The following is an 18,070-nucleotide window of genomic DNA, read 5'->3' as shown; positions in this document are numbered from 1 at the left end:
ACAAGAAATCAGGCTTGCGGAAGAGCATTCAGGGAGTAGCTGACGATGTTTGATCCAGAAACACTGCGTACTTTTATTGGCGTAGCCGAAACAGGGAGCTTCTCCAGGGCGGCGGATCGCTTGTGTAAAACCACGGCCACCATCAGCTATCGCATTAAGCTTCTGGAAGAAAATACCGGGGTTGCTCTGTTCTTTCGCACCACCCGCAGCGTTACGTTAACCGCCGCGGGCTCGCATCTTCTTTCTCAGGCAAAAGACTGGCTCGCCTGGCTGGACAGCATGCCCAGCGAATTACAGCAAGTGAATGACGGCGTAGAGCGGCAGGTGAATATCGTGGTCAACAACCTGCTGTATAGCCCGCAAGCCGTCGCTCGCCTGTTATCCTGGCTTAACGCCCGCTATCCCTTTACTCAGTTTCACTTTTCCCGGCAAATCTATATGGGCGTCTGGGATTCACTGCTATATGAAGGATTCTCTTTGGCCATCGGCGTCACGGGTACTGAACCAATGGCCAACACCTTTACCCTCGATCCTTTGGGGTCTGTTCAGTGGCGGTTTGTTATGTCGGCGAATCATCCATTGGCAGGCGTCAGTGGTCCATTAACGGAAGCGCAGTTGCGCCGTTTTCCGGCGATCAACATTGAAGACAGTGCGCGCACCCTGACCAAACGGGTCGCGTGGCGGCTTCCCGGTCAAAAAGAGATTATTGTCCCGGACATGGAAACCAAGATTGCGGCGCATCTTGCTGGGGTGGGTATCGGCTTTGTTCCGCAACCGCTGTGCCAGCCATTGCTTGATAATGGGCAACTGGTCAGTAGCATTATTCCTACCATGCGCCCCCCTTCGCCCTTAAGTCTCGCCTGGCATAAGTTTGGCGCAGGTAAGGCTGTGGAAGATATTGTGACGTTATTTACGCAACGAAAACCAGAAATCGCCGGATTTTTAGCAATTTTCAACAATGCACGCGATTGAAAATCAAGTCATCCTGCTCTTTGGCGCGTAAAATGATACGCAAGATGATTTGAGGTTTCGTTTTTTACTATGCAAGACACACAAACAGCACAGAACTATCGCGCGATTCTGCTCGCCGGTACGCCTATTATCGATGTACGCGCCCCCGTCGAATTTCAACAAGGCGCGATGCCGGGCGCGGTCAATCTCCCCTTAATGAACGATGACGAACGCGCCGCAGTCGGTACCTGCTATAAACGTCAGGGGCCTGAGGCTGCGCTCGAATTGGGCCATCAACTGGTCTCGGGTGAAACCCGCCAACAGCGCATGAACGCCTGGCAGGATGCCTGTCGTCAACACCCAAAAGGATATTTATGCTGCGCGCGAGGCGGTCAGCGTTCACATATTGTGCAGCAATGGCTGCACGAGTCCGGCGTTGACTATCCGCTGATACAGGGCGGTTATAAGGCTCTGCGCCAGGCGGTCATACGGATAACGGAAGAATTGGTGCAAAAACCGATCGTCTTAATTGGCGGCTGTACCGGGAACGGTAAAACGCAACTGGTACAACAGCAGCCGAACGGCGTGGATCTCGAAGGACTGGCGCACCATCGTGGTTCCTCGTTTGGACGTACCGTGGAACCGCAGCTAAGCCAGGCGAGTTTTGAAAACCTGCTGGCGGTCGAAATGCTCAAAACGGACAGCCGACAGGATTTGCGCCAGTGGGTGCTGGAAGATGAAGGCCGGATGATCGGTGCTAACCATCTGCCCGAATGCCTGCGCGAGCGCATGACCGAGGCATCCATTGCAGTGGTGGACGATCCTTTTGAGCTTCGTCTGGAGCGCCTGCGCGAGGAGTATTTCGTGCGCATGCACCACGATTTTACCCAGGCTTATGGTGAGAGCCAGGGCTGGGAGGAATACAGTGAGTATCTGCACCACGGCCTGTTCGCTATTCGCCGTCGTCTGGGATTACAGCGTTTTGCCGAGCTGACCGCCCTGCTTGACGTGGCTCTGCGCGAACAGCAGTCGACGGGCAGTACCGACGCTCACATGGGCTGGCTGGTGCCGTTACTCAACGAGTATTATGATCCGATGTATCGCTATCAACTGGAAAAGAAAGCCGCGAAAATCGTCTTTCGCGGCACATGGCACGACGTTGCCGGATGGCTTAACGCGTAGTGATCAATGTCTGTCGCGCTTATCCGCGCGTTTTGCCAGCCAGTCGCCCAGCACCTGGACGACCTGCACCAGAATAATCAGCGCGACAACGGTGACGATCATGACCTGGGTTTCATAGCGGTAATAACCAAAGCGAATCGCCAGGTCACCTACCCCGCCGCCGCCGACAATCCCGGCCATCGCGGAGTAACCGATCAGGCTCACCAGCGTGATCGTCAGCCCACGCAGCAGTCCCGCGCTCGCCTCAGGTAACAGAACGGTGCAAATGATGCGCATCGGGCTGGCGCCAAAAGCTTCCGCCGCCTCAATAATGCCTTTATCCACTTCACGTAGCGCGCTATCCACCAGCCGGGCATAAAAAGCGATCGCCGCCACCGAGAGCGGGACCGATGCCGCAATCGGCCCGATGGTGTTCCCGAGCAAAAACTGGGTGAGCGGTAGCAGCAGCACCAGCAGGATCACAAACGGTACCGAGCGGATAATATTCACCAGCACGGAGCTGAGCAGATACACAAAACGGTTCTGCCAGAATAAATGCCGGTCGGTGACGAAAATAAGAAAACCGAGCGGCAAACCGCCAATAATCGCCAGCACAGTTGAGATGCTCAACATCTGGAAGGTTTCATTAAACGCCAGCGTCAAATCAGGCAATAAATCATCCACGAATCACCTCCACTTGATCAGTACGTTGACGAATATGTTCCACGGCGATATCCACCGCAGAAGGGTTATGCGGCGCGGTCAGTTGCACCACCAGAATCCCCAGCGCGCGTTCGCCGATATATTCAATTTTGCCGTGCAGAATGTTCACCGCCACGCCAAACTTAACCGCAACTTCTGACAGCACAGGCTGTTCCGCCGAATCGCCGATAAAAAGAATTTTCAGCAACTGGCCGGGCAGATGCTGGCGCAGACGTTCAGGTAGCGTCAGATTGAGGGTATGCGACACCAGTTGTTGAGTAAAGGCGTGCTGCGGGTGAGCAAAAACGTCAAACACCTCACCGGACTCCACCACCTTGCCGCCTGACATCACCGCCACGCGATCGCAAATCGATTTGATCACGTTCATCTCGTGAGTGATCAGCACGATCGTGATCCCCAACTGTTGATTGATCTGCTTAAGCAACGCCAGAATCGTGGCCGAGGTTTCGAGATCTAACGCGGAAGTGGGTTCATCACACAGCAACACATCCGGATGATTGGCAATCGCACGGGCAATGCCCACGCGCTGCTTCTGACCACCGCTGAGCTGAACCGGAAAACGGTTCGCCTTATCAGACAGTCCGACCAGCGCCAGAATCTCCGTGACGCGTGGAGCAATCTTGCTGCGTTCCCATCCGGCAGCTTTCAGACTAAAGGCGACGTTTTGCGCCACAGTGCGGGTATGCATCAGATTAAAGTGCTGGAAAATCATGCCAATACGCTGGCGCGCTTTACGTAACTGAGTGCCTTCCAGCGCAGAAATTTCTACGCCGTTCACCTTCACGCTTCCCTGGCTCGGACGGGTTAAGGCGTTCAAGGTGCGCAGTAGCGTACTTTTCCCCGCGCCGCTGGTTCCGACAATACCAAATATCTCGCCCGCGCCAATGTGCAAGCTGACATCATCAACCGCCCGGGTTGAGGGTCCACGGCCTGCGGTAAAATCCACGCAAACCTTTTCTATCTCAATCATATCCACCTCAGAAATGCGAAAAGGGCAGTCGCCGCTGCCCCTGTTAACCCTTGCATGCAGCGATTATTGGGCTGCCGACATCCATTCCGGTTTCTGGAAGGCGCTGTAGATGTTTTGCGGATCGTCGATCACCGCGCGATACGCCGGCGACTTCACCGCTTCAACAATATCTTTCGCGAACGGTTTATCCGCATCTTCACTGCGTACCGCAATGATATTTTTCAGATTTTCGTCCAGATGCTCTTGCTTGATGGCGCTGGAAAGATCCAGTTTTGCCGCCACGGCAAAGTTACCGTTGACCAGCGCGCCGGTCACACCGTCCAAAGTGCGCGGTAGTTGTGCCGCTTCCAGGGGTTTAAACACCAGCCCTTTCGGGTTGCTGGCGATATCGCGCTCGGAGGCTTTCGTAGGATCGATATTGTCTTTGATGGTGATAAGGCCAATGGATTGCAGGAAACGCAGACCGCGGGCCAGGTTGGTCGGATCGTTGGACAGCGTGATCACATCCCCTTTTTTCAACTCATCCAGGCTTTTGATTTTGTGCGAGTAAAACCCCATCCCGGCCGTCGGGACCACAATCAGCTTGCTCAGCTTTAGCCCTTTATCGGCGGTGAATTTGTCAAAATAGAGCGAGTGCTGGAACAGGTTGGCATCAATGCTGCCGTTGGAAAGCGCCATATTCGGCTGCACGTAGTCGCTGAATTCGCGCACCACCACCTTGTAACCTTTCTCTTTCAGCGTAGGGGCAATGGCCTGTTTCACCATATCGCCGTACGGCCCAGGCGCGACGCCAAACACGATGGTATGCGGGTCACTGTTCGCATGAGCAAATTGTAAACCGCAGGCCAGTAACAGCGCCCCGGTCGCAACGCGTAAACTCTGACGCAATCCCATATTTTCTCCATTTTAACGTTGTGGTGTCATGTCTCACGCCGTTCATGCGGCGTTGTTCTCGTTGGCCTGATAACAGGCAGATTTCTAACATGACACAGATCACAACCCGCTGTCCTTGAAATTATTTCATGATGTTGCGAAGTATGTCGTTGAATGTGCAAGGAAGGTGCTTATGCGTTTTTCGGCAAGGGAGAGTAAAAAAACCGGATAACGCCCTGGTTACCCGGCTTTGGAAGGGAAATTGACTTAGAAGTCGTAACGCAGACGCACCAGGTTCATATCGCCCAGGTTGTCGGTGCTGGAGGTAAAGACGTGTTCGTAATCCACACGGAAACCGTAATCCAGCTGGAAGCTGATACCCACACCGTTGTCGGTACGCAGATAGTTACGACCATTCACGTACTCGATGCGATCTCCCATAAAGTAAGGCTGAACAGATTTCAGCGCATACTGACCAACCGGGAAGGTGTAACCTGCGAAGTATTCCAGACCCCACGCATCACCGGCAAAGTAGTCATTAACCGAAACTTTTTTGGTGGTCATGAAGTTTTGATACCAGCCGCCGCCCATTGAGAAGGTCCAGTTATCCGGTTTCCAGCTCAGTGCGGTACCGACGATGTTTTGATCGTAGGTTTTGTTGCCGTCGCCGCGCATTTCCGCACGGGTATAGTTCCACGCGGTGCCCCAGGTCAGGTCATCGGTGATGTGATAATCCACACCCAACGAGCCGCCGCCTTTACGCTTGTAGCGCAGGCCGTTGTTCGGGTTGTAATCATCGCTGAACAAATAAGATGCATAGAGATCAACATCACCCACCGTTTTCTTATACTTCAGCGATTTACGTGTACGATAGGAACCGTCATAGTCGCCATTGATACCGTTACCTGGCGCCTGACCGATCATATCGTAGTCCCAGATATCCGTTTTCGCCCCGACCACGTCATAGTAAATGCTGTTCTGTTGACCGAAGGTCAGCGTACCCCAGGTCGCGCTCTTCAGACCGGTGTACAGCATACGACGCGTGGTGTCGTTGGCGCCGTCAGCGTAGTGATTATCCCAGTTGAACATGGCCGGGAAGTTAACGCCCAGCTCGTAGTAGCTCACCCAACTGATGTCATCAAACAGATAGTAGTCTGCGGCGAAGCGGAAACGGGTCCCGCCGTCGAAACCATTACGTTTGTAGCCATTCTTACCATCGTCACCGGCCATATTCTGGAACTGCGGACGAATACTACCGCCGACGGTGAAGTTAAGACGGCTGAGCGGATCGCCCGCCTGCGGATCTTGTTTCAGGACCGTGATTTCCGCCTGGGAAGCGAAAGTCGTTAATGCCACTGCTGCGCCGATCGATACCGCCAGCGCCGTTTTTTTTATAGTCATTATTTGTACCTTGATAGATAGCCTGCCAATTATTCAGCATACAAATATTAACGTTTATTAATACACTCGTGTTGTCGGGTTTTTATTGTTCTGTGCTGTTAAATATCAAGGAGTTATCAATTTGTGCTACATAGATAAAAAAACGCACCGATTTAAAAACCGGTGCGTAATCATCACTGACAGGAATTAACTACTGAACTGACGGAACAGCGCTTTACCTTTTAGCAGACGTGAACCGAGCCATCCGCCGCATAGAGAGAGGAGCAATGCCCCACAAAGCGGCAACACAACCCACAGCCGCCAGTCTGGCTCCCACGGGAAATCAAATACGCGGGTTTGCAATACCGCCAGCGCGGTTTCCGCACCGATGGCCGCCACCAGCCCGGCGACCATCCCGAGCATGGCGAACTCGCACCACAGCGTAGTACGCAGCAATTTCTTGCCTGCTCCCAGCGTGCGCCAGACCACCAGTTCCTGATGACGTTGACGCATCCCCACCTGAACCTGCGCCAACAGCAACAACATGCCGCAGGCGGTAACCAGCACCACCATCACCTCCAGCGCCCTACTTACCTGCTCCAGCACCTGGCCCACCTGTTTGAGGATGGCGCCTATATCCAGCAGGCTGATGGTCGGGAATTCGCGGTTAAGCTGCGTCAACATGCCGTTGCCGTTCTCCCAACGAAAGCTGGTTAACCAGCTCTGGGGCTGATCGTCCAGCGCCCCGGAAGGGAAAATAAAGAAGAAGTTAGGCCGCAGGCTTTCCCAGTCCACTTTACGCAGGCTGCTGACCGTGGCGCTGAAATCCTGAGTATCGCCCATAAAGGTCACCCGATCGCCGAGCTTCACGTTTAACCGCTTCGCCAACCCTTCTTCCATCGATACTTCACCCGCTTTTGGCGGCCAGCTTCCGGCAGTTATCGGGTTATGATCTGGTCGGGTATCCTGCCAGGTCAGATTAAGCTCACGGTTAAGCGCCTCATCCTGATTGCCTTCGGTCGGCTTATCGTTAATGGCTGTCAGACGCGCCCGTACAATCGGATAGAACGATTCCGGGATCACCTGATGTTCCGACAAGAATGACTTCAGCGGTACAACCTGCTCACTGGCAATGTTGATCAAGAAATAATTGGGACTTTCTGGCGGCATTTGCTGCTGCCAACGGTCGAGCAGATCGCCACGCAGCACCAGCAGCAACGCCAGCAGCATAAAGGAAAGTGAAAATGCCGACAGCTGGCTGAGCGTTGACCACGGCTGGCGCAACAGTCGACTGACCGCCAAACGTAACGGCAGCGAGGTGAGCGTCAGACCACGCAGCACGTTGAGCAGCATCCAGCCAAGCACGCCGCACACCAGCGCCAGTACCACCGCCCCGGCCAGCACGGCCCATAACAGCAGGCTTCCCCCCATCAGTCCAGCGAGGAGGACGACCACAACGACCAATACTACCGGCAAATAAAACTTCAGCGGCCAGACGTTTGCCACCACGTCACGGCGTAACACACGTAGCGGCTGCGTCGCCAGCAGTAGCCGATAAGGACGCAACCCGACCAACAGCGAAATTACCGTCATAGTGCCTAAGGCCCACAGCCACGGCCAGGGGCTGGCGGGCGGCAGCTCGCCGGGCAGGACCGGCTTGAGTAACACCACCAGTGCGTGCTCAAACAACAGCCCAAAAAGCCCACCGGTAATACCAGACAGCGCCAGCACCATCAGCCATTGACCAACAATCAACCTACGCAGTTGCGCTCTGCCCGCGCCGAGGGTTTTCAGTATAGCCACCAGATCGTAACGGCTGCGGCAATAATGGCTCATCGCCACAGCAACCGCAGCGACCGCCAGCAGCAGCGTTAACAGCGCCGACAGCAGCAGGAACTGTTGCGAACGCTCCAGAGATTTCCCCAGCGCGCCTTCATCCTGCTCCAGCCCGTACCAGCGCTGTTCAGGCTTTAGCTGCGGCAACAGCCATTTTTCGTACGCGTCCAGTTGCTGCGGCGTTCCGCCAAATTTATAGCGCCAGGTCACGCGGCTTCCCGGCTGGACCGCCGCCGTTTTTTCGACATCCGCCATGCTCATCATCAGGCGCGGTGCTATCTGGAATGGATTAAAACCGGAGTCCGGCTCCTGCACCACCTCTCCGGCGATGTGCAGCGTGGCATCACCGACGTCAATAGAATCACCGATTTTTAGATTGAGCAGCGCCATCAGGCGCGGGGCCAGCAACACCATGCCCGGCTGTGGTTTCAACCCCGGTGGATTAGTTTGTAACGTGCCGTACATCGGATACACGTCATCCACCGCTTTGACATTCGCCAGCTGCGGTGTATCACGGGCAAAAGTCATGGTCGCAAAAGTCAGTTGCTCGCCGACTTTCAAACCCCGCTGCCGCGCCTCGTCAATCCATGCTTTCGGCACGGTACGCGAACTTTGCAACGACCGATCGCCCGCCATAAACTCGCGGCTTTGCTGGCTCAACCCTTTTTCCATACGGTCGCTGATATTCCCCAGCGCCAGAACGCAGGCCACCGCCAGGCTCAGCGCCAGCCAGACAATCAGTAGTGAAGGCGAGCGCCATTCGCGCCAGAACCAGCGTGCAATCATGCCTCCTCCTGCAACTGTCCATTCACCAGACGTAAGCGCCTGTCGCAACGCGCCGCCAACTGCGGGTCATGCGTCACCAGAATCAGGGTGGTGCCGTGTTCCCGGTTCAGAGAAAACAACAGGTCGGCTATTTTGTCTCCGGTCTGGCGATCGAGGTTGCCTGTCGGCTCATCGGCAAACAGCACATCCGGACGCCCGTTAAATGCCCGCGCCAGCGCCACGCGCTGCTGTTCCCCGCCGGAAAGCTGGGCCGGAAGATGATCCAGACGTTTTCCCAGCCCAAGTTGCTCGAGCAGCGTTTTGGCCCCGTCGCGACTTTTTCCGCTGTTTTCACCACGCAACAGCGCGGGCAGTTCGACGTTTTCCAGCGCGTTCAGGGTCGGGATTAGCATGAATGACTGGAAAACGAATCCCACATGTTTTGCCCGCAGCTGCGCCCGGGCTTCTTCATCCATGGTGTGTAGCGCCTGCCCCACCAGACTCACTTCACCGCTGGAACCATCGTCCAGTCCGGCGAGGATCGCCAGCAACGTGGATTTCCCCGAACCCGACTCGCCAATCAGCGCAATGGTCTCGGCGCGTTTGACAACCAGTTCAACTCCGGTAAGGATGGATAGCTCATGATCACCCTGACCGACGGATTTCTTAAGATGATGAACTTCAACAATGTTTTCCGCTGGCATTGGCCTTTCCTGTTCCTGGTCCTGTTAACTTTCCGCGCCGCCGCTGCGGACACGTTATTAATTCTGGGTGACAGCCTGAGCGCCGGATACCGTATGTCCGCCAGCGCCGCGTGGCCTGCGCTACTTAATGATAAATGGCAAACCAAAACGCCAGTGGTGAATGCCAGCATCAGCGGCGACACCTCGCAGCAGGGCCTGGCCCGTCTGCCTGCATTACTCAAGCAGCACCAGCCGCGTTGGGTACTGGTCGAACTTGGCGGCAACGATGGCCTGCGCGGCTTTGCGCCTGCGCAAACCGAACAAACCCTGCGCACGATTTTGCAGGACGTGAAAGCGGCAAATGCCGAACCGCTATTAATGCAAATTCGTCTGCCGGCAAACTACGGTCGCCGTTATAATGAAACCTTTAGCGCGATTTATCCAAAGCTCGCCAAAGAGTTTGATATCCCTCTGCTGCCCTTTTTTATGGAAGAGGTTTATCTGAAACCCCAGTGGATGCAGGATGATGGTATTCATCCTAATCGTGACGCCCAGCCGTTTATTGCCGACTGGATGGCGCAACATCTCACTCCTCTAGTAAATCACGACTCGTAATTCAACGGAGATCCCGACAGGTAAAGTTATGCAAAAATCGGTCTTAATAACAGGATGTTCCAGCGGAATCGGCCTGGAAAGCGCACTTGAGCTAAAGCGCCAGGGTTTTCAAATTCTGGCTGGCTGCCGCAAACCTGACGATGTCGCGCGTATGAACAGCATGGGATTCACCGGCGTATTGCTGGATCTGGATTCACCCGAAAGCGTGGCTCGCGCCGCCGATGAGGTGATCGCCCTGACCGATAATCGTTTATATGGGATCTTTAACAACGCCGGATACGGCGTCTACGGCCCACTGCCCACGATTAGCCGTGAGCAGATGGAGCAGCAGTTTTCCGCCAACTTCTTTGGCGCACATCAGCTTACCATGCGCCTGTTGCCCGCCATGCAACCTCACGGCGAAGGGCGCATCGTGATGACCTCCTCGGTAATGGGATTGATCTCAACGCCGGGACGTGGTGCCTATGCCGCCAGTAAATATGCGCTGGAAGCCTGGTCCGACGCGCTGCGTATGGAGCTGCGTCACAGTGGGATTAAGGTCAGCCTGATTGAACCTGGCCCCATCCGCACCCGCTTTACCGAAAACGTTAACCAGACGCAGAGCGATGCCCCCGTCGAAAACCCCGGCATTGCCGCGCGATTTACGCTGGAACCACAAGCGGTTGTCGCCAAAGTGCGTCACGCATTTGAGAGCGACAAACCGAAGCTACGTTATCCGGTTACGCTGGTGACCTGGGCAGTTATGCTGCTTAAACGCCTGCTGCCAGGCCGCATAATGGACAAAATTTTACAGGGTTGAGTTGAAGCTCGCGCGTCAGCCCCCATGTAACAAGAAATCGACAAAAGAGAGTAACTCCATGTCCACACAGAATATTGTTAATATTAATGAATCGAACCTGCAGCAGACCCTTGAACAGTCGATGACCACGCCGGTCCTGTTCTATTTTTGGTCTGAGCGCAGCCAGCATTGTCTGCAATTAACGCCGGTGCTGGAGAGCCTTGCCGCCCAGTATAATGGTCAGTTTATTCTCGCTAAACTCGACTGCGACGCCGAACAGATGATCGCCTCCCAGTTTGGTCTGCGCGCGATCCCTACGGTTTATCTGTTCCAGAACGGTCAGCCGGTAGATGGTTTCCAGGGTCCGCAGCCGGAAGAGGTTATTCGTGCGCTGCTGGAGAAAGTGCTGCCGAGCGAAGAAGAGCTGAAAGCACGCCAGGCTATCGAGTTTATCGAAGCCGGTAATCACGCGGATGCGTTGCCGCTGCTGAAAGAAGCCTGGCAACTCTCCAACCAGAGTAGCGAAATCGGCCTGCTGCTGGCGGAAACGCAAATCGCCCTCAATCGTTCTGACGATGCCGAAGCTGTGCTGAAAACAATTCCATTGCAGGATCAGGATACCCGTTATCAGGGGCTGGTGGCACAGATTGAACTGCTGAAGCAGGCGGCGGATACGCCGGAAATCCAACAGTTGCAGCAACAGGTTGCCAGCAACCCGCAGGATGCTGCGCTGGCCACGCAATTAGCCATCCAACTCCATCAGGTTGGACGTAACGAAGAATCGCTGGAATTGCTGTTCAGCCACCTGAAGAAAGATCTTACGGCTGCCGACGGTCAGGCGCGTAAGACCTTCCAGGAGATCCTTGCCGCACTGGGAACCGGCGATGCGCTGGCTTCGAAATACCGCCGCCAGCTGTACGCGCTGCTGTACTAATCCGTTTGATTTGGCCCGATGGTGCTTGCGCTTATCGGGCCTGGAAATTCAACAAATACCGCTCCCTCCGGCATCACATCACGTCTTCTTCAAATGCGTTACGACTAATTGGTGGCGTGAATTATAGAACTTCCGATAGGTCAGGTAGCAGGCAATAATGGTTGACAGGCTGGCGGTCGAAAGCAGCATAAACGTCACCATAATCTGATACTTAATCGCTTTTACCGGATCAATACCTGCAAAGATCAATCCGGACATCATCCCCGGTAAACTCACCAACCCCACGGTCTTCGCTGAATCGATCGTCGGGATCAGCGAGGCGCGAATGCTGTCGCGAATCAGCGGCGCGGAGGCAACCTTCGGCGTCGCACCGAGGCTGAGCTTTTCCTGGATTTGCTGCTGTTCACTGTTAAACCGCTGCCCCAGATTGTTGTAACACAACCCCACCGCCACCATTGCATTACCTGCAATCATCCCGGAAATCGGGATCACCTGCATCGGCGTGAACTCAATAGAGCCGGACAACACCAGTACCGACAGCGTCAACCCCGCCCCAAGCGTAATGGCAATAAACGACGAGAGAAAAGCGTTATCAATATATTTACTGCGTTTCTGCGCGTTATAGGCGGCGTTAAAACAGATAAACAGCACCATCAATAAGGTCAGAATGCTGTGATTGACGCCGAAAATATATTTCAGTACATAGCCGACGATAATAAGCTGAACCACCGCCCGGCAAACGCTCCAGAGAATATCTTTTTCCAGCGCCAGTTTTTCTTTGTTACTGATCAGTATGGCGACCACCACCAGCATCATCGCTAACGCCAGTGATTCATTGGTAATATTATGCTCATTCATTGCTGACTTCCTGCATTTCTCCGGCGTGCGGTTGAAGCGTTATGACATTATCCGCATGATTAATCTCATCTTTGTCGTGCGTCACCCACAGCACGGCAATATTCTTATCGCGAACATAGTGGTGAATTAATTCATTCACGTTACGTTTGTTGGACTCATCCAGCGCGCTGGTGATTTCATCAAGCAGCAGGATTTTTGGCAGAAACTGTAAATTACGAATTAACGAGACGCGCTGCTTTTCGCCGCCAGACAGTTCATTGATCCCTTTTTTGAGGATGCTCTCGGGCAGCTCAAAACGGGCCAGATCTTCCAGAAATACCTCCGGTTCCGGGCGTTTATCGCGAATTTGCCAGGGGAAAATGAGGTTGTCGTAGACGGTATCACCGAACAAAGCGGGCGTTTGCGCGCAATAAGAGACCTGCTGGCGATAAGCTTCAGGCTTAAGCGTTGATATCTCCTTGCCCTCAAAAAGGATTTCACCGGAACTCGGACTAATTAACGACGCCACAATTTTCAGTAACGTACTTTTACCGCAGCCGGACTGGCCGGTAATCAGCTTAAATTCTCCGGCATGGAGATTAAAACAGATGTTATTGAGAACCTGCGTCGCCCCCGCCTGCCAGGCGACATTTTTCAACTGAAGCAAAATGCTGCTTTCTTCCATTATCGATCCTTTTTTACCTCTTTCGTGCAGACAGTCTATTCCTGTAATTTATTATAGGGGAGCCCATCGGGTATAATTTGACTAATGAGGCAGTAAAGGACAGCACAACAGGAGGTTTCATCAATGCTCATTTTTATTCCTATTCTTATTTTTGTCGCGCTGGTCATCGTCGGCGCAGGCGTCAAAATCGTCCCACAGGGATACCAGTGGACGGTGGAGCGTTTCGGGCGTTACACCAAAACTCTGCAACCTGGGTTAAGCCTTGTTGTGCCTTTCATGGATCGTATAGGTCGTAAGATCAACATGATGGAACAAGTGCTTGATATCCCTTCTCAGGAAGTCATCTCCAAAGATAACGCCAACGTCTCGATTGATGCTGTGTGTTTTATTCAGGTGATCGACGCGCCGAAAGCGGCATATGAAGTCAGTAACCTCGAACTGGCAATCATCAACCTGACCATGACCAACATTCGTACCGTTCTCGGTTCAATGGAGCTTGATGAAATGCTCTCCCAGCGTGACAACATCAACACGCGCCTGCTGCATATTGTTGATGAGGCCACCAATCCCTGGGGCATCAAAATCACCCGTATTGAGATTCGTGACGTGCGTCCACCGGCGGAACTGATTGACGCCATGAACGCGCAAATGAAAGCCGAACGTACCAAGCGCGCCTACATTCTGGAAGCCGAAGGCATCCGCCAGGCGGAAATCGTCAAGGCCGAGGGTGAGAAGCAGTCGAAAATCCTGATAGCGGAAGGTGAACGTCAGTCCGCGTTTTTACAGGCTGAAGCGCGTGAACGTTCCGCAGAAGCAGAAGCCCGCGCAACGCAGATGGTTTCTGAAGCCATTGCCGCCGGAGATATCCAGGCCGTGAACTACTTCGTGGCGCAGAAATACACCGAAGCCTTGCAGCATATCGGTTCGTCGAATAACAGCAAAGTAGTGATGATGCCGCTGGATGCCAGCAGCCTGATGGGTTCCATAGCCGGGATCGCCGAACTGGTTAAGGACAGCGCCAGCGAGCGGAAAAAATCATGATAGCGATGATTCTGGTCCATCCGCACATCTTCTGGCTCAGCCTCGGCGGTCTGTTGCTCGCCGCCGAGATGCTGGGCGGTAACGGTTATTTGCTATGGAGCGGCGTGGCAGCGGTGATAACCGGACTGGTGGTTTGGCTCCTCCCGCTCGACTGGGCGTGGCAGGGAGCGATGTTCGCTGTACTCACGCTGCTGGCGGCCTGGCTGTGGTGGAAGTGGCTGGCAAAACGCGTGAAAGAGCAGAAACCAGCCGACAGCCATCTTAACCAGCGCGGTCAGCAGTTGGTTGGCCGTCGATTTATTCTGGAAAGCGCCCTGGTCAATGGTCGCGGACATATGCGCGTCGGCGACAGTTCGTGGCCCGTCAGCGCCCGCGACGATTTGAGCGCGGGAACGCAGGTTGAAGTCATTGCCGTTGAGGGAATTACCCTGATTATCAAAGCGGTACCACACTAAAATAGACAGGAATTCAGACTATGATCAGGAAGACGTCTCTCGCCGTTGCCCTTTATTCTTTGCTGGCTGGCGCGCCTCAGGCTTTCGCCTCCTTCGATATGGAAGACTGCAAATGGAGCGACGACAGCTGCCTGCTGAAAGGTACGCCGACCTTTAACCCGGCAAACGACAGCCGCGACAACCTGCTGCGACTGCTGAGCCAGGAAAAAGCATTTGATCTGCCCGTGCAGTCGATGCCTGAAGATATCACCCGCTCCCGCGATTTCTATTTTGCGTATCACCCGCAGTGGGATGAAACAGCCCCGCAGCCAGCCTCTGCCCCGGTATCCGCTGAAGATAGCCCCCTCTCCCGACAGATGGCCGAGCTGAACATTAATGCGGATGAAGCCAACCTCAACGACGCCGAGCATGAGAACCGTCATGTTTCGAATAATACCGCCAGCGTCAGCCAGTTTTTTGCCGCACTGCTGGCCGATACCGCGTTAACAGCAGAGCAACGCCAGGCCTTAGCGCAAGCGCGTATGGGGCTGTTCTCTGACGCGACCAGTGAACAGATTGAGTCATCTCTCGCCACTCTCCCGGCGGATTCGCCAGCTCAACAGTACAAAAGTTACCTCGCGGCAGCCGCCAGCTTCTATGCGGGTGATTATGCCAGCGCCGAACGGGATTTCACTCAGCTCGCTAAAAGCGATCGCCCGTGGCTGGCGGAGACCGCGCAATACATGCTGATGCGTACGGCGCTGAACAAGAGCAGTCAGAACAGCGTGGGCGAATATGGCGATTTTGATATCGCTAAAATTAACCGCGAGGACGCCACTCAGGCTCAAACGCTGGCGCAAGCTTATCTGCAACGCTTTCCGCAGGGGCAATACGCCGACTCCACGCGCGGCATGTTGCGCCGAATTAACTGGTATTTACAGGCGTGGCCGCAGCTGGCCAGGTTGTATGAGCAGACGCTCCAGCAGTCGGCTGACGCACAGCAGCTGCGTGAAACCGTCATCGAATACGATAATGTCTACGGCATGGCGTTCTACGATCAATCCGTGCTGGAAGCCTTCCCCGATGCGCCGCGAGTCAGCTACATCGAACTGCTACGCGCGTTACGTCTGGATAGCAATAACAACCCCACGCTGACCCAGGCGCAACTCGATGCCAGCAAGCCGGTGTTTGAGCAAAGCCAAAAAATGCCACTGTGGCACGATCTGCAACTGAATTTGTGGATGGCGACAGGCAACTATGCGGCGATTATCCAGGCGGTAACGCCAGCGCATAAACTTGCACCGCGCGATACGCTGGCTTTCAGCGAACAGGTGCTGTACGGCGAAGCGCTGATGGGCCAGAAGAATTGGACCGCGGCACGCGATTTCTGGCAGCAGTTGCTGAAACTCAGCCAGGACAACGAACAGCGGCAGTATGTGCAGGCTAAGCTCGCCGCCACACTGGTTTATAGCGGTGACGTGGCTGCGGTTTTCGCTCCGGATAGCGCGGTGACTAACCTGCGTTTTCGTTCGCAGGTGCTGAAAACACAGGCCACACTTGAACAACTGCGTCAGCAGGCCATCCATGGACCGAATAACGAAGAACGTACCATCGCCCTGCATACGCTGCTGGTACGGGATCTTACCGAGAATCGTTTTGGCGACTGGTTGAAAGATAAAAAGCTTGTCAGCGAAATCGCACCGCCGGTCATTGGCGAGGCGTTTAATGACGTGAACCTGAGCACTTTTGACTGGAACGGCGATACGGCTCAGGCCGGGTATACCTGCCGCAGCCTCAATGAAACGGTAACGGTATTGAGTAAAAAAGCGGATGATGCCCACGCGCTGAACTGTTTAGGCGAATTTTTCCGTACCACGCAAACGCATGTTGATCTGTGGAAAAACAGCGCTGGCAACGACGTGCTTGAAGCAGCCATTTCTCGTAAGGAGCCGTTTGGCCAGTTCGACAGACAAAGCTACTATCAGCAGGTAATCACCTCGCCCACCGCCGAAGTCGAAGATAAGAGCTTCGCGCTGTACCGCGCCATCATGTGCTATGCGCCTTCAGGCTCTAACGAATGCGGCGGTGAGGACGTGGATAAAGTGCAGCGTAAGGGCTGGTTCACCCAACTGAAAACGCAGTATCCGGGAAGTCCGTGGGCGCAAAAACTCAAATATTACTGGTAACCGCGCTACTGATGGGCCAGGCACAGGCGGCGGATGTTGTTGCCGCCCGTGAACATCCGGCCTTCTGGCTATGGTCTGGGGTGAAGGCCAGTGACGAGCTGAAAAACGCGCAAACGGTCTATCTGCATCAGGGCGAGGTACTGATTCGGTCGGGTAACGTGGTTTTCCAGCGCTTGGGACTGCCGGTCAGTCGACTGACTTTTCCCTCAATCTGGCTGACCGTACGCTTTACCACGCTCGACGTACCGGAGGTGATTCCTGCCCGTATCATACGGCTGATGCAACGCTGGCAGAACGCTGGCAACCACGTCGTCGGCCTGCAGGTTGATTTTGACGCGGCGACCCACCAGCTAACCGATTACGCCCGTTTTCTACAGCAGCTACGCCAACAGCTACCGGCCGAGTTTGCGCTTGGCGTTACCGGACTACTGGATTGGGCAAAAACAGGCGATGTCGCCACACTGAACGCGCTGGCGGTTGATGAACTGGTAGTGCAGAGCTATCAGGGGCGGCGCACGGTGACGAATTACCAGGCGTATCTGCCCGCACTCAGCCGCCTGCGTATTCCATTTAAGCTGGGACTGGTGCAAAACGGCAGCCGGGATTTGCAGGCAGAAGCGCAGCTGGAGAAATCCCCGTGGTACCGCGGCACGGTGGTGTTTATGCTTAATCCCCCACGCCGTTAAGCCTTCGCTTTGTGATGACAGCAGCCAGAAAGATTATCCATGATCGGGCATTCGGCGCTGTCATCGCCGGGGCAACTCTCCGCCAGCGCCAGCAAATGCAACCGCATGGCCTGCAGCTCGCTGATATGCCGCTCAATGTCCGCGACTTTCTCTAATGTGCGTTTTTTTACGTCCGCGCTGTGACGCGCCGGATCGTTAAACAGATTTACCAGCTCGCCGCACTCTTCCAGGTTAAAACCAACCTGCCGCGCCTGGCGCAGCAGCGTCAGTTCATTCAGATGCTGTTGGTTGTATGTGCGATAGCCATTTTCGCTACGCAGCGGCGGCGTCACTAGCCCTTTTTCTTCATAAAAGCGTATCGCTTTGCTGGTTAAACCGGTTTTTTTCGCTACATCGCTAATATTCACATTTCCCCCATCAGATCATTGAAGAGCCGAATCTCATTATAACGCACATCCTTCTCTCTTATAGATCCGAAACGATCCAGACCCACCACGCAGCAGGAAAGCCACTGGAGAACGGGGCGATAAAT

The 18,070-nt window shown here is 54.5% G+C and carries 18 protein-coding genes; 9 read left to right on the top strand and 9 right to left on the bottom strand.

Translation table 11 applies throughout. From position 1 onward, the window contains the following. Positions 1 to 45 precede the first annotated feature (45 nt). Together allS and mnmH are read left to right on the top strand one after the other, a co-directional pair. On the top strand, positions 46 to 972 hold the full coding sequence (allS, locus tag FDW96_RS19330) for an HTH-type transcriptional activator AllS (RefSeq protein WP_042309997.1): 927 nt from the start codon (positions 46 to 48) through the stop codon (positions 970 to 972). Positions 973 to 1,041: 69 nt separating this feature from the next. Further along, positions 1,042 to 2,133: a tRNA 2-selenouridine(34) synthase MnmH gene (gene mnmH / locus FDW96_RS19325; RefSeq protein ID WP_137366148.1), complete on the top strand. Its 1,092-nt coding sequence runs from the start codon at positions 1,042 to 1,044 to the stop codon at positions 2,131 to 2,133. 3 nt (positions 2,134 to 2,136) lie between these two features. On the opposite strand, the gene FDW96_RS19320 is transcribed toward mnmH, so the two are convergent. The 6 genes from FDW96_RS19320 to ybbA form a co-directional block, all read right to left on the bottom strand. Next, on the bottom strand, positions 2,137 to 2,796 hold the full coding sequence (locus FDW96_RS19320; protein ID WP_003831085.1) for a methionine ABC transporter permease: 660 nt from the start codon (positions 2,794 to 2,796) through the stop codon (positions 2,137 to 2,139). Next, the gene (gene sfbB / locus FDW96_RS19315) at positions 2,789 to 3,805 is read right to left on the bottom strand and encodes a virulence-associated ABC transporter ATP-binding protein SfbB (RefSeq protein ID WP_137366147.1); all 1,017 of its coding nucleotides are present in this window, start codon (positions 3,803 to 3,805) and stop codon (positions 2,789 to 2,791) included. The genes FDW96_RS19320 and sfbB overlap by 8 nt, the downstream gene beginning before the upstream one ends. A gap of 63 nt (positions 3,806 to 3,868) precedes the next feature. Then, entirely contained in the window at positions 3,869 to 4,699 is an 831-nt protein-coding gene (locus FDW96_RS19310) for a MetQ/NlpA family ABC transporter substrate-binding protein (RefSeq protein WP_038638419.1), read from the bottom strand. 246 nt (positions 4,700 to 4,945) lie between these two features. Then, positions 4,946 to 6,079, bottom strand: a complete 1,134-nt coding sequence (locus FDW96_RS19305) for a porin (protein ID WP_042310002.1) — start codon at positions 6,077 to 6,079, stop codon at positions 4,946 to 4,948. Positions 6,080 to 6,265: 186 nt separating this feature from the next. Continuing rightward, positions 6,266 to 8,680 carry a putative ABC transporter permease subunit YbbP gene (gene ybbP, locus FDW96_RS19300; protein WP_137366146.1) on the bottom strand — a complete coding sequence of 805 codons (2,415 nt, stop codon included), beginning with the start codon at positions 8,678 to 8,680 and terminating at the stop codon, positions 6,266 to 6,268. After that, the gene (gene ybbA / locus FDW96_RS19295; RefSeq protein WP_038638411.1) at positions 8,677 to 9,363 is read right to left on the bottom strand and encodes a putative ABC transporter ATP-binding protein YbbA; all 687 of its coding nucleotides are present in this window, start codon (positions 9,361 to 9,363) and stop codon (positions 8,677 to 8,679) included. Before ybbA ends, ybbP begins: the two co-directional genes overlap by 4 nt. Between ybbA and tesA the strand changes: the two genes are divergently transcribed. From tesA to FDW96_RS19280, 3 genes are read left to right on the top strand one after another with little or no spacing between them, the layout of a single operon-like run. Continuing rightward, complete coding sequence (gene tesA, locus FDW96_RS19290) at positions 9,331 to 9,957, top strand: multifunctional acyl-CoA thioesterase I/protease I/lysophospholipase L1 (protein WP_003021850.1); 627 nt, start codon at positions 9,331 to 9,333, stop codon at positions 9,955 to 9,957. The genes ybbA and tesA overlap by 33 nt on opposite strands. A 28-nt stretch (positions 9,958 to 9,985) precedes the next feature. Beyond that, positions 9,986 to 10,756, top strand: coding sequence for an SDR family oxidoreductase (locus tag FDW96_RS19285; protein WP_137366145.1), 771 nt, complete (start codon positions 9,986 to 9,988; stop codon positions 10,754 to 10,756). A 58-nt stretch (positions 10,757 to 10,814) separates the two neighbouring features. Next, positions 10,815 to 11,669, top strand: coding sequence for a co-chaperone YbbN (locus FDW96_RS19280; RefSeq protein ID WP_042310010.1), 855 nt, complete (start codon positions 10,815 to 10,817; stop codon positions 11,667 to 11,669). Between the two features lie 78 nt (positions 11,670 to 11,747). On the opposite strand, the gene fetB is transcribed toward FDW96_RS19280, so the two are convergent. Next, a complete protein-coding gene (fetB, locus tag FDW96_RS19275) occupies positions 11,748 to 12,527 on the bottom strand; it encodes an iron export ABC transporter permease subunit FetB (RefSeq protein ID WP_137366144.1) in 780 nt (259 codons plus the stop codon). After that, positions 12,520 to 13,191, bottom strand: a complete 672-nt coding sequence (fetA, locus tag FDW96_RS19270) for an iron ABC transporter ATP-binding protein FetA (RefSeq protein ID WP_042310012.1) — start codon at positions 13,189 to 13,191, stop codon at positions 12,520 to 12,522. The genes fetB and fetA overlap by 8 nt, the downstream gene beginning before the upstream one ends. 123 nt (positions 13,192 to 13,314) lie before the next feature. On the opposite strand from fetA, the gene FDW96_RS19265 reads away from it, so the two are divergent. Genes FDW96_RS19265 through FDW96_RS19250 form a run of 4 tightly spaced genes read left to right on the top strand, consistent with a single transcriptional unit; the run spans position 13,315 to position 17,538 of the window. Continuing rightward, a complete protein-coding gene (locus FDW96_RS19265) occupies positions 13,315 to 14,232 on the top strand; it encodes an SPFH domain-containing protein (protein WP_003831073.1) in 918 nt (305 codons plus the stop codon). Beyond that, entirely contained in the window at positions 14,229 to 14,687 is a 459-nt protein-coding gene (locus FDW96_RS19260; protein ID WP_042310014.1) for an NfeD family protein, read from the top strand. The genes FDW96_RS19265 and FDW96_RS19260 overlap by 4 nt, the downstream gene beginning before the upstream one ends. Before the next feature lie 20 nt (positions 14,688 to 14,707). Then, a complete protein-coding gene (locus FDW96_RS19255; RefSeq protein WP_137366143.1) occupies positions 14,708 to 16,852 on the top strand; it encodes a hypothetical protein in 2,145 nt (714 codons plus the stop codon). Beyond that, positions 16,822 to 17,538, top strand: a complete 717-nt coding sequence (locus FDW96_RS19250) for a DUF3142 domain-containing protein (RefSeq protein ID WP_137366142.1) — start codon at positions 16,822 to 16,824, stop codon at positions 17,536 to 17,538. The genes FDW96_RS19255 and FDW96_RS19250 overlap by 31 nt, the downstream gene beginning before the upstream one ends. On the opposite strand, the gene cueR is transcribed toward FDW96_RS19250, so the two are convergent. After that, positions 17,535 to 17,945 (bottom strand): Cu(I)-responsive transcriptional regulator, encoded by a 411-nt coding sequence (gene cueR, locus FDW96_RS19245; RefSeq protein ID WP_006685661.1) that lies wholly within the window; start codon positions 17,943 to 17,945, stop codon positions 17,535 to 17,537. The two genes, FDW96_RS19250 and cueR, sit on opposite strands and share 4 nt — an antisense overlap. Positions 17,946 to 18,070: the final 125 nt, after the last annotated feature.

Origin of the sequence: Citrobacter sp. TBCS-15 (genome assembly GCF_005280815.1) — a bacterium.
GTDB lineage: Bacteria > Pseudomonadota > Gammaproteobacteria > Enterobacterales > Enterobacteriaceae > Citrobacter > Citrobacter werkmanii.
This window is presented reverse-complemented; position numbering and strand designations above follow the sequence as displayed.